The 12,272-nt window shown below is 64.4% G+C and carries 10 protein-coding genes; 5 read left to right on the top strand and 5 right to left on the bottom strand.

Annotated features, from left to right (window positions below; all coding sequences use genetic code 11):
• Positions 1-506: 506 nt before the first annotated feature.
• The 3 genes from VIE67_RS11265 to VIE67_RS11255 all read right to left on the bottom strand — a co-directional run bounded on the left by VIE67_RS11265 (position 507) and on the right by VIE67_RS11255 (position 3,210).
• Entirely contained in the window at positions 507-1,940 is a 1,434-nt protein-coding gene (locus VIE67_RS11265; protein ID WP_332026236.1) for a M20/M25/M40 family metallo-hydrolase, read from the bottom strand.
• A gap of 89 nt (positions 1,941-2,029) precedes the next feature.
• Positions 2,030-2,431: a large-conductance mechanosensitive channel protein MscL gene (mscL, locus tag VIE67_RS11260; protein ID WP_332026234.1), complete on the bottom strand. Its 402-nt coding sequence runs from the start codon at positions 2,429-2,431 to the stop codon at positions 2,030-2,032.
• A gap of 92 nt (positions 2,432-2,523) precedes the next feature.
• Entirely contained in the window at positions 2,524-3,210 is a 687-nt protein-coding gene (locus tag VIE67_RS11255) for a fumarylacetoacetate hydrolase family protein (protein ID WP_332026232.1), read from the bottom strand.
• A 541-nt stretch (positions 3,211-3,751) separates the two neighbouring features.
• Between VIE67_RS11255 and VIE67_RS11250 the strand changes: the two genes are divergently transcribed.
• From VIE67_RS11250 to VIE67_RS11235, 4 genes are all read left to right on the top strand, one after another.
• A complete protein-coding gene (locus VIE67_RS11250) occupies positions 3,752-4,987 on the top strand; it encodes an efflux RND transporter periplasmic adaptor subunit (protein ID WP_332026231.1) in 1,236 nt (411 codons plus the stop codon).
• Positions 4,988-5,133: 146 nt separating this feature from the next.
• Positions 5,134-5,823: an ABC transporter ATP-binding protein gene (locus tag VIE67_RS11245; protein WP_332026229.1), complete on the top strand. Its 690-nt coding sequence runs from the start codon at positions 5,134-5,136 to the stop codon at positions 5,821-5,823.
• Positions 5,824-5,835: 12 nt separating this feature from the next.
• A complete protein-coding gene (locus VIE67_RS11240; RefSeq protein ID WP_332026227.1) occupies positions 5,836-6,996 on the top strand; it encodes an ABC transporter permease in 1,161 nt (386 codons plus the stop codon).
• A 12-nt stretch (positions 6,997-7,008) separates the two neighbouring features.
• Positions 7,009-8,334 (top strand): ABC transporter permease, encoded by a 1,326-nt coding sequence (locus tag VIE67_RS11235; RefSeq protein ID WP_332026225.1) that lies wholly within the window; start codon positions 7,009-7,011, stop codon positions 8,332-8,334.
• Positions 8,335-8,483: 149 nt separating this feature from the next.
• Here the strand turns inward: VIE67_RS11235 and VIE67_RS11230 are convergent, their stop codons facing one another.
• Complete coding sequence (locus VIE67_RS11230; protein ID WP_332026223.1) at positions 8,484-9,905, bottom strand: short-chain fatty acid transporter; 1,422 nt, start codon at positions 9,903-9,905, stop codon at positions 8,484-8,486.
• Between the two features lie 45 nt (positions 9,906-9,950).
• Positions 9,951-11,798, bottom strand: a complete 1,848-nt coding sequence (locus VIE67_RS11225) for a 3-hydroxybutyrate oligomer hydrolase family protein (protein ID WP_332026222.1) — start codon at positions 11,796-11,798, stop codon at positions 9,951-9,953.
• Positions 11,799-11,882: 84 nt separating this feature from the next.
• On the opposite strand from VIE67_RS11225, the gene VIE67_RS11220 reads away from it, so the two are divergent.
• A partial coding sequence (locus tag VIE67_RS11220; protein ID WP_332026220.1) for a response regulator occupies positions 11,883-12,272 on the top strand: 390 nt, incomplete at its 3' end.

The following is a 12,272-nucleotide window of genomic DNA, read 5'->3' as shown; positions in this document are numbered from 1 at the left end:
AGTTGAAGGGCAACACCAGTGCCGCGAAAAATTGAGAGAGCGGCACCCGCTGCGCTAAGAGCAGCAATGAACCCGGAAACAATGCGTAGATTCGCGGTAAGCGTTGGTTTTGTTGCCAAGTTGACGGTCATACCGGTTCCCTTGCGGTCTAACTACTATTAGGTTGAAGAACGCCGTCTAGTTCCGCAGCCTAAATCAGCGCAGCGGCCCTTCGATAGCGACAAATTTCCTACAAAATCATCCGTATTCCGCCATTACGCAGCCTAATCCTTCGGCCTAATCTTGCGACGTTTCTTTGCGGGCGGGAGTGTCGATAAAAGCATCCCACGAGGCGGGTGGAGTAGCAAGCACTGGGGCTGGTCCGGCGGCTAACAGCAAGCCGCGGCACCTACTCGACAAGGTTCCATGCAGGTTGCGTGTCAGGCATTACGTTTGCGCGCACAGGACGCGTACACCCGTGCGCCGCGCGGTTCATTTTCGCGAACCGCATTTCCGTGCGCGAGAATCTATTCCTCGCTCTTGTCCTTGGCGAACGCACCGGGCGCTGAACCGAAATCGCCTTGCGCCTGCGCAGCCATGTAGGTCCACGCGGCGTAGACGGCGACGTTTTTGGCGAGTTCCTTCGGGTCGATCTTGTCGAGTGTGTCGTTGGCGGTGTGGTGCCAGTCGAAATAATGCGTGCCGTCCTGCAACAGCGTCATCGCGGCCATGCCTTTCTTGTGCATCTCCGCAAGATCGGGACCGCCGGCGCCTTCGCGCTTCTCATCGTATTCGACGCCGAGTGGTTTGAGCACTGCGGCAATCTGCGCTATCGCTGCGCGTGCCTGCGGTTTCACGCTCGCGCTCATGCGCCAGACCGGAGCGGCACCGAAATCCGATTCGCTGCCAAGCAGGTGATGGGCAACGTCGGCCGCGTGTGCGTTCGCGTACGCCTTGGCGCCGTAGACGCCAGCTTCTTCGTTGGCGAAGGCGATCACGCGGATCGTGCGCTCGGGACGCTGCGGCAATTGTGCGATCAAATGCGCCGCACCCGCGACGATGGCGACGCCGGCGCCGTCGTCGATCGCGCCGGTGCCCGGATCCCAGGAATCCAGATGTCCGCCCATGGCGACGATCTCGTGCGGTTTCTTGCTGCCGGTCAATTCGCCGATCACGTTGGCGCCGGTGTACTCGCCGTCGAAGCCGACATCGAGATCGAGCTTGACCGTGACCGGCTTGCCCGAGGCGAGCTCGCGTTCGAGCTGATCGGCGTCGGGATTGGACAGCGCCGCGGCGGGAATGCCGTGCGCCGTCGCGTTCTCGAAGCCGGTGACGCCGGTATGCGCGATGCGCTCGTGCGCGTCGGTGCCGGCCGAGCGCAGCAAGTATGCCGCGGCGCCTTTGGCCGCGGCGGCGGGCGGGCCGTCGACGCGGATCGACGAGGCGGTACTGTAGTCGGCGCCGTCGCGATGCGGCTGCATGTGGAAGCCGATGTATACAATTTTGCCTTTTACCAGGGCTGGGTCGGCGGCCTTGAGCGCGGCGAGATTGTCGAAGCGGATCACTTCGGCGCTCAGGCCACCCGCTGGCGTGCCGAACGAGTGACCGAGCGCGGTCAGCACCAGGCGCTGTGGGTAGGGCGAAATGATTTCGCCCGACTCATGGCGGCGCACCCATTTCGGATAGCTCGCCGGTTCGCTGTAGACCTTGTCGAAGCCGAACGTCTTGAATTTCGCGATCACCCATGCGCGCGCTTTCGCGTCGTTGTCGCCGCTGGCGAGACGCGGGCCGATCTCCGTCGTCAACGCCGTGACGAACTGGTAAGCCGTGTCGTCGCCGAGCGCGCGATCGCGCAACTGCTCGGCAGTGCGCACCGCAGCGTCCGGAATATGCGTGGCCTCGGCGGCTGCCAGGGGCGTGGAAAGACAGGACAGGACGATCAGGCTGGATAGCAGCTTCACGACAAAACTCCGGTATCGGCAATCAGGGAATGAAAAAGGCGCAGCCCGGAAGGACTGCGCCACATGTTTGCATACGTTGCGCGCAGCGGCTATTTTTTCAGCGCGTCGCGGATTTCGGTGAGCAGTTTTTCCGAGGTCGTCGGTTCCGGCGGCGCTGCGGGAGCGGCTTCTTCCTTCTTGATCATCTTGTTCAAAAGCTGGACCACGACGAAGATCGCCGCGGCGATGATCAGGAACTGGATGATCGTGTTGAAGAACGTGCCGGCCTGGATCGCGACTTCGCCCTTGCCGTCCGCGCCGGCGGCCTTGAGTATCCACTTCCAGGCCGAGAAATCGACACCGCCGATCAGCAACCCGATGGGGGGCATGATGACGTTGTCGACGAGGGAGGTGACAATCTTGCCAAACGCCGCGCCGATGACCACACCGACGGCCAGATCGACAACGCTGCCGCGCATTACGAAGGCTTTGAAATCGCTTGCTAAACTCATGGATGACTCTCCTCTCTAAAGGGGGATGTTCCGAACCCTGTTGCCCTTGGGCGTCGGTAATCTACACCATGCGGCGTTGAAAGGGAGCGGGATTATCCGATTTGCCCGCGCAGCACCGCGATGCCCTCGAGTTTGGCGTGCCAGGCATCGCCGGGTTTGAGCGCCGCGACGCCCGCAGGCGTGCCGGTGAAGATCAGATCGCCGGCCTTGAGTTCGAACAATTTCGACAGCTCGTGAATGATCTGCGCCACATTGAACAGCATCTCGCCGATATCGCTGCGCTGACGCTGCGTGCCGTTTACATTCAGTGACAATTGCGCATGCGCGGGATGGCCGATCTCGCTGCTGCGGTGGATTGCCGACACGGGGGCCGAACGATCGAAGGCCTTGGCGATATCCCAGGGCGAACCCTTTGCCTTGAGCGCGGCTTGCAGGTCGCGGCGGGTCAGGTCGATGCCGACGCCATAGCCGAATACGTGGGCCAGCGCATCGCCCTCCGCGATATTGGTGCCACCCGAATGCAGCGCGACGACCATTTCGACTTCGTGATGCAGATCGTTCGTCGCTGAAGGATAGGGAATCGTCGCGCCGTCTTCGACGACTGCATCGGCCGGCTTGCAGAAGAACAGCGGCGTGCCACGCTCGACCGGCATGCCCATTTCCTTCGCGTGATCGGCGTAGTTGCGCCCGATGCAGTAGATGCGATGCACGGGAAAGCGCTCGTCGCTGCCGGCGATGGCGACCGATGCCTGGGGCGCGGGAGTGAATGCATGCTTCATCGTGATTTCCGTTGAGGATTGCGCTGGATGTTTGGACAGGGCGCGCGCGCCGATCGACGTCAGACGAATTTTACAGGCTGGTCAGAAAGTAAGAGAACAGGCGGATCGATGCTGTGCGGTTTGCCGATGTGGGAATGAGCCCCTCCCCCTTGATGGGGGAGGGGTTGGGGAGAGGGTGACGCCTGCGCAGCAGGCGCCTGCGGCGCCTTCCCCTCTCCCGGCGCTGCGCGCCACCCTCTCCCGCAAGGGGAGAGGGGAAACAACCATCCGGGACGCGCTACTTGCTGACTTTTGAGTAACCCCGAACACACTCGCGCCATCACGCACGCTTTGCATCGACGAGACCGAACCGCGACGCGAGTTCGCTCAGTTTCTGCCACAGCGGCTTGCCGGAATAACCCGCAGTCGATGGCGCGGTTGCGGATTTAGCAACTGACATCTGTCACCCCGCATTCGTGAGCATTGGCCCTGTCACAGTCCCATTCGAGCAGGCAGTCTATGGCAAAATCCGCATCTCGTTTGCGGTGGGGTCTCAAGGGTTGTGAATAAATCGGATTTACTCAATGAGCTGCGCATCGACAAGGCGCAGCGCGACGATCATCGCGGCGGCGGATCGACCTGGGCGCTGATCGCGGCCGCAGTCGTCGTCGTACTCGCGTTGCTCGGCGCTGGCGCATGGTTCTTCACAGGCAGCAAGGCGCTCGATATCGAAGTCGCCACCGCGGCGGCGCCGAGCGCTGGCGGGGGTGATACGGCCGTGCTGCAGGCGACCGGATACGTGACTGCGCGCAGGCAGGCGACCGTATCGGCGCAGATCACCGGTACGCTCACCGATGTCCTGATCGAGGAAGGCGACCACGTCAAGGAAGGCCAGATTCTCGCCCATCTGGACAGTACCGCGCAGCAGGCGCAGCTCGCGCAGGCCCAGGCGGGGGCGCGCGCACAGCAGGCGTTGCTCACGCAGTACCAGGCGCAGCTCGCGCAAAGCCGGCGCGACCTCACGCGTGCGCAGGATCTCGTCGGGCGCAAGCTGGTTTCGACACAATCCGTCGAAGTGGCCCGCACGCAGGTCGAGATGCAGAGCGCGCAGATCGACGCACAGCGTCGCCAGGTCGAATTTGCCGAGGCGAACGTGCGCGGCGCGCAGGTGCAGCTCGACTACTGCACGGTGCGAGCGCCGTTCACGGGCGTGATCACGGCCAAGGCCGCACAGGTTGGTGAAATCGTCTCGCCGCTGTCCGCGGGCGGCGGCTTCACGCGCACCGGCGTCGGCACGATCGTCGATATGGATTCGCTCGAAATCGAAGTCGACGTGACCGAGTCCTATATCAACCGCGTACAGGCGAGGCAGCCTGCGCAGGCGATTCTCGACGCGTACCCGGACTGGAAGATTCCCGCGCACGTGATCGCGATCATTCCGAGCGCCGACCGCGGCAAGGCGACCGTCAAGGTGCGCGTCGCGATCGAGCAGAAGGACGAGCGCGTGCTGCCCGATATGGGCGTGCGCGTGTCGTTCATGGAGGAAGCGCAAAAAGCGAACGCGGCACCACCGAAAGGCGTGCTCGTGCCGACGTCGGCGATCGTGCAGCGCGAGGGCAAGAGCGTCGTTTTCGCGATCGACAACGATCGTGCGCGACTCAAACCGGTGACCCCCGGGCAGACCTACAACGATCTGCGTCTGGTCGAGGGCATCGGTTCCGGAACGAAGCTGGTCAAGCAGCCGCAGGCCGAAATGGCGGACGGCGCGAAGGTCGAAATCAAGACTGCGGCGAAATAGGTCGCGGGTCGGCGTTGGCATGTCGAAAACGGGCGTTCTCGAACGTCGTTGATGCAAAGGGGCGCTGCAGGCTGTCGAGGGCAGCGTCCAGGCGTTCGTGAACGAACCACTACGCGAATTTGGCAATCGGACAATCGAGGAAAGTCATGGCAAATCTGGTCGAAATCCGCAACGTCAGCAAAGTCTACGAGCGCGGCAAGCAGAAAGTCGAGGTATTGCACCACATCGATCTCGGTATCGAGCAGGGCGATTTCCTCGCGCTGATGGGTCCGTCGGGTTCGGGCAAGACGACGCTGCTTAATCTGATCGGCGGCCTCGATTCGCCGACCGACGGCAGCCTCAGCGTCGGCGGCACGCGCATCGACAATCTCGGCCAGGGTGCGCTCGCCAAGTGGCGCGCGTCGAACGTCGGCTTCATCTTCCAGTTCTACAACCTGCTGCCGATGCTCTCGGCACAGAAGAACGTCGAACTGCCGCTGTTGTTGACCAAGCTCAACGCGGCGCAGCGCAAGAAGAACGCGAGCGTTGCGCTGCAGCTAGTCGGCCTTGCCGATCGCGCCGCGCACAAGCCGACGGAGCTTTCTGGCGGCCAGCAGCAGCGCGTCGCGATCGCGCGCGCGATCGTGTCCGATCCGACGCTGCTCGTTTGCGACGAACCGACCGGCGATCTGGACCGCCAGTCGGCGGAAGACGTGCTCGGCCTGTTGCAGACGCTCAACCGCGAACACGGCAAGACCATCGTCATGGTCACCCACGATCCGAAGGCGGCCGAACACGCGCGCCATACACTGCATCTCGACAAAGGCACACTCGTCGAGCAGGTCGCACACATCTAACGGAGCGCCGTCATGAAATATCTACATCTGATATGGGCTGCGCTGTTCCGGCGCAAAACGCGCACGATCCTGACGCTCGTCTCGATCGTCGCCGCGTTCCTGCTGTTCGGTCTCCTCGATGCGGTGCGCGTTTCGTTCTCCGAAGCGGGCAAGTCGGCGAATGGCGCCGAGCGTTTGCAGGTCGGCGCGCGTCTGTCGTTCATCCAGCCGCTGCCGCAGGGCCTCGGTGCGCAGATCGCGCAGGTGCCGGGCGTCAAGGATGTGGCCTATGCGAACTGGTTCGGTGGCGCCTATCAGGATCCGCACAACCAGATCTTCACGTTCGCGGTCAGTCCGAACTATCTCGACGTGTATCCCGAGGTCACGGTCGACCCCGGGCAGCGCAAGGCATTCGACGACGACCTCAACGGCGTGCTGGTCGGCGAGATCATCATGAAGAAGTACGGCTGGAAGATCGGCGACAAGCTGCCGCTGCAATCGCAGATCTTCCCGAACAAGGAAGGCAACAAGAACTGGAGCTTCGACATCACGGGAACGATGTCGTCCAAGGACGGCAAGGCCTTCCAGAGCCAGATGATCATCTTGCACTGGAAGAATTTCGACGAGACGACACCGTACAACCGTGGCAGCGTCGGCTGGTACATCGCACGCGTGAACGACGTCAACGACTCCGACCGCGTCGCCAAGGCGATCGATGCGCTGTCGGCCAATTCCGATCATGAAACCAAGACGATGACCGAGCAGGCGGCGACCGCGAACTGGATCAAGCAGCTCGCCGATATCGGCCTCATTGTCACCTCGATCATGGGCGCGGTGTTCTTCACGCTCGTGCTGCTGACCGGCAACACGATGATGCAGGCCGTGCGCGAGCGCACTTCCGAACTCGCCGTGCTCAAGACGATCGGTTTTTCCAGCAACAGCATGCTCGCGATGGTGCTCGCCGAATCCGTATTGCTGCTGTTGCTCGGCGGCGTGATCGGACTCGGTCTCGTGAGCCTCATTGGGCTGTTCCTGCCGAGTCTGAGCGGCGGCATGATTACGCATGCGCATGTCGGCGCATCGAGCTGGGCGCTCGGCATCGCACTCGCTGTCGCGATCGGCATCGTGATCGGCGCGCCGCCCGCGTTGCGCGCGATGCGGCTCAACATCGTCGATGCGCTGGCCGGCCGTTAAGGAGAACAACAAATGAAATTTCTCGTAGGCCTGCTCACGTTCGTCGTCGCCCTGATCGGCATCTTCGTGTTCCTCAGTCTGCCGTGGCAGGCGCTGCCTGTGCTGCTGGTGCTGCTCGCACTATGGATGCTGCTGACCCGTCGCGGTCAGCAGGCGGCTTCGGTTACCGCCGTAGGCATCAGCACGCTGACGCAACGGCTCGGCTCGTCCGCGGTGATCGTCGTCGGTATCGCCGGCGTCGTCGCCGTGCTCGTGGCGATGCTCGCGATGGCGCAAGGCTACAGCGAGACGCTGCGGCGCACGGGCAGTCTGGATACCGCAATCGTGCTGCGCGGCGCGTCGGCTGCCGAAGTGTCTTCGGTGCTGTCGCACGACAATGCGGTGGTCATCGCGCAGGCTCCGGGCATCGCGAAGGACGATGAAGGCAAGCCGATCGCGTCGCCCGAACTTGTCGTCGCCGCCAATCTGCCGATGAAGGGCGGCAACCCCGAGGAGGATTTCGGCAGCGTGCAGCTGCGCGGTATTGGCGATGAAGCCTGGAAGCTGCGCACGAATGCGAAGATCGTCGCGGGGCGCCGCTTCACGCCGGGCCTGCGCGAACTCGTCGCAGGCAAGGGTGCGCAGCGCCAGTTCGACGGTCTCGAAGTGGATCACGACATCAAGCTTGGCAACCAGACGTGGAAAGTCGTCGGCATCTTCGAGTCGAAGGACGCGATGGAGTCCGAGCTCTGGGGCGACGCCGACGTCGTCGGCCCGACCTACCGCCCGAACGGCAGCAAGAGTTCGAGTTCGGTGTTCGTGCGCCTGACCGGTGCCGATGCGTTCGAGCCGTTCAAGGCCGCGCTCACGTCCGACCCGCGCCTACAAGTCGACGTCGACACGACGCAAAGTTTCTTCAGCAAGCAGTCGGAAGGCACATCGAAGGCGATCACGGCGATCGGCATCGTCGTCGGCGCGATCATGGCGATCGGTGCGATCTTCGGTGCGCTCAACACGATGTTCGCGGCCGTCGCAGCGCGCGCCCGCGAGATCGCCACGTTGCGCGCGATCGGCTTCCGCGGCCTGCCCGTCGTCGTCGCGATCATGCTCGAGACGATGCTGCTCGCGCTGATCGGCGGCGTGCTCGGTGGCCTGATCGCGTGGCTGGTCTTCAACGGCTTCACGGCATCGACGCTGGCGGCGGGAACGACGGGCCAGCTCACGTTCCAGTTCGAGGTTGCGCCGAAGGTCTTGTGGACTGGGCTCAAGTGGGCACTCGCGATCGGCTTCATCGGCGGCCTTTACCCCGCGTTGCGCGCGGCGCGCCTGCCCGTCACGACGGCGCTGCGCGAGCAGTAGATCCGGGCAGACGGGGAGACGGGGAAACGGGGAAACGGGGAAACGGGGAGACGGGAAGACGGGGAGACGGGGACACGAAGAAGACGGCAGGGCGGCAGGTTTTTCCGTCTATCCGTCTTCCCGTCTTCCCGTTTCCCCGCTCCAGCGCCCTACGGCATCACCGGCGCGTGATACGTGAGGGTCTCGCCGAACGCCCACAGCATGAACAGCACCAGCGGCAGGTGCACGGCGAGCTGCAGGAAGGTGAAGCCGACGATGTCGCGCGCCTTGAGGCCGAGCACGCCGAGCAGGGGCAGCATCCAGAACGGATTGATCAGGTTCGGCAGCGCTTCTGCCGCATTGTATATTTGTACCGCCCAGCCCAGATGGTAGTGCAGGTCGTTCGCGGCCTGCATCACGTACGGCGCTTCGACCAGCCACTTGCCGCCGCCCGAAGGCACGAAGAAACCGAGGATCGCCGAGTACGCACCGATCACCAGCGCATAGGTGTCGGTCGAGGCCAGATGCACGAACAGCGATGACAATTGCTCGGCGACGGTGTGGCCGTCGCTGCCCTTGGCCGTGGTGAGAATCGTTGCGATGCCGCCGTAGAGCGGAAACTGGATCAGCACGCCGGTGGTGCTCGGCACCGCGCGCTTGACCGCTTCGAGAAAGTTGCGCGGTCGCCAGTGCAGCAACAGGCCGGCCATCAGGAACAGAAAATTGTAGGTGTTGAGATTCGAGATCGCGACGATCGCGGGCTTGCTCGTGAACTCGTGGACCAGCCAGCCCAGCGCGAACAGGGCGATCAGCACCGTAAGTAACGGACTGCGTTCGAGCCATTCGCTCGGCCGTCCGGACGGGGCTTCGGCGGTTACCGCGCCCGACTCGTTTTCGACGAAGCGCTCAATCGTGTGCGCTTGCGCGCCAGTCGGCGCCGACCACCAGGCGATCAGCGCAGAGACGACGATGAGAATCACAGTCAAGCCGATCGATTGCCAGAGAAAGATCGTTTCGGTGAACGGAATCACGCCGGTAATCGCGAGCAGCGGTTTTGGGATGCTCGCCGGATTGGCCTGCAACTGCGCGGCCGATGACGACAGACCCATCGCCCACGACGCGCCCAGACCCAGGTACGCGGCGGCGCCCGCCGCGCGATAGTCCATCTGCAGGTTCGTGCGGCGCGCAAGTGCGCGCACGAGCAGACCGCCGAACACCAGGCTGAAACCCCAGTTCAGCAGCGAGGCGAGCATGCTGATCACCGCGACATAGGCGACCGCGCCGCGCCCGGTTTTCGGAACGCCGGCGAGCGATGCGATCAACCGCGCGACCGGCGGCGACGAAGCCACGACGTAGCCGCCGATCACGACGAAGACCATCTGCATGGTGAACGGAATCAGGCTCCAGAAACCATCGCCGAACGCGATCGCTGTGGATTGCGGACTGGCGCCGAACGCCATCGCGGCGAGCGCGACGATGATCACGCCGAGCGCAGCGAAGATGTAGGCGTCGGGAAACCAGCGCTCAGCCCAGTCGGACAGGCGCGAGGCGGTGCGGGCGAGCAAGGAGTTGTCAGCGGCTGGCGTGTTCATGCTTTCCCTCGTGAGTATGCGATGTGATACAGCGGATGGAATCGATCAGTCGGCGCGCCGCGACGGCGGCAGGTCCAGATGCACGAAATCGAGCGCGCCCGGCCCGCGCGGTGCGGGCACCGGTACGAGATTGGGATCGATGCGCGTGCCCGCAGTTACCCTCGCGAACATGCGATCGAGTGCGGCGTAGGCGTAGGGCAGCATCGGCACATAGTTGTCGCCGAAGCCCTGCCAGCCGAGGAACGCATCGAAATGCTGCACGTGCGGCAGGCACCAGTAAGTCGCGTCGCGCGCGTTCGCGCGCAGCCACGCGACGTAGGCGTCGGATGAGAACGCGGCGGGAACCAGACCGTCCGCGGCGCCATGCACGATGAAGATCGGCAGATCCTCGCGCGGCAGGCGTGCCTGCGTGGCGCCGACCGAATCGTGCAGACCTTGCGCAGCATCGCTGTTGCCGGTCCACAATTCGCGCAGGCCGTTGACGCCATGCCAGACGGCATCTCCGGCATGCTCGCCCGACGGCGGTTCGGTGATGAAGATGCCGTTGCCCGGCGCGATACCGGCAGCATCGCTCCACCAGGCAGCGCGTTCGGCGGGCGTCGGCGCGCGCGGCTTGCCTGCCGCATCGAGTGCTTCGAAGCGGAAACCGCCGGGCATAAGGCCGACCGCGCTGCGCATATAAGTCGAAGCATAGGTGACGCCGAGCGCGCGCCACATGCCGAATGCGGTGACGCACGTGGCGGCGGCCAGCGCGGCATCGGTCCAGCCTCCGGCGTGCAGGCGCTGCAAGGCCTCGTCGGCCTGCGCGCGCGCGTCGCTCGCGTGAACGATACCGGCCGAATGCAGGGTCGCCGCGCGCGAGTTCCACGCCGCGATATTGTTGCCGGGCAGGCGCGCAAGCGCCGTGGTGTCGAAGCGCGCATCGCTCAGTGCGCAGGGCATCAGCAAGGCGGCTTCGCTGGCGTAGTCGTAGAGTTGCCGAGCGGCCGTGCCTTGCGGCGCGTAGACGTTTGGTTCGATCGCGACGACGCCGGCGAGCCAACCCGCCTTGTCCAGTCCGGCCGCCTGCAGCACTGCGCCGCCGCCGTTGGATAGACCGACGGCGATAAGACGTGTGTTCTGCGGGGTGAACGGCGCTTGCTGCGGAAACGCGCGATCGAGCATCGCAAGACCGAATTGTGCGGCCTGTAGCAGATGCCGGCCCCAATCGGCTTCCGGGTTGTCGCCGGAATGCGCGTGCTTGATCGCGATACCGGCATCCGCCGCGAAATTTTCCGGCAGGAATTCGAGATCGGCTTCGCCCGCCTGTGCACGCGTGCCGTCGAGCGCGACGCCGGTTGCGCTGCGCGTGTCGAAATAACCCGAGCCGCCGGCCTTGTCCGTGTGCACCACCGCGCAGCCATGAGTCAGACCCCAGGCGCCGGCGACGGCAATGCTGCCGTAGATGCCTCGCGTACCCGATGCGGCCGTGACGAGCAGGCAGCGCGTTGCGGCATCGAAGCTGTCGGGCATCTGCGCCAGCACCCGATGCGGCGACTGCGCCCCCGGGATTCGCGCGAAGGCTTGATACTCGCGTCCTGGCACGCTGGCCGTGCTGCCGTAGAGTTCGCCATAACGTCCGAGCGGGCCGAGATCGGCAATGCCTTTCCAGGCGGACTGGATCGCGCGCCGGCGCAGTTCGGCTGGCGTCGGCGCCGCGGCGTCGGTGAATATGGACGGTGCGCCGCGCAGGCCGGCCAGGCCCAGCCCGGCGCTGAGCAGGTCATCGTCGCCGCGATGCGCGGTTTCGCGCACCGGGCCGGAGAGAAAATCGAGCGACAAAGTCAGCTCCTTCACGGCAGGGCCGCCGCAGCCGGTCGGCGCGGCAACCGCTGTCGACAGCGGCGTGCGCATATCTTATCGACGATAGCATTCCGTTGCAGCCGGGGCATTGTACGAAAGTTCTAGGCGCGGGCATGACCTGCTAAAGTGCCGTGCATGAGCGTGCGCATTCTCATCGCCGACGATCATCCCTTGTTTCGCGCCGCCCTGCGCAGCGCGGTGATGCTGGCGGTGCCCGCCGCGCGCATCGACGAGGCGGCGGACCTCGCCGGCGCACTGGCCCAGCTCGATGCCGCGGCCGAGTTCGATCTCGTCCTGCTCGACCTGCATATGCGCGACAGCCAGGGGTTGGCCGGGCTTGCGGCGCTGCGCGCCCAGTTTCCCACGGTCGCCGTACTCGTCATATCCGCCTACGGCGACGCGGCGATCGTGCGCCGCGCGCTGGATCACGGTGCGGCCGGCTACGTGCCCAAGAGCACGCCGCCGGAAGGCATCATCTCGGCGATTCGCGGCGTGCTGGCCGATGGCAGCTGGCTGCCGCCGCAG

This window comes from Rudaea sp. (assembly GCF_036560865.1).
Classification (GTDB): Bacteria; Pseudomonadota; Gammaproteobacteria; order Xanthomonadales; family Rhodanobacteraceae; genus Rudaea.
The sequence above is the reverse complement of the archived record's forward strand: the minus strand, read 5'-3'. Positions and strand labels throughout refer to the sequence as shown.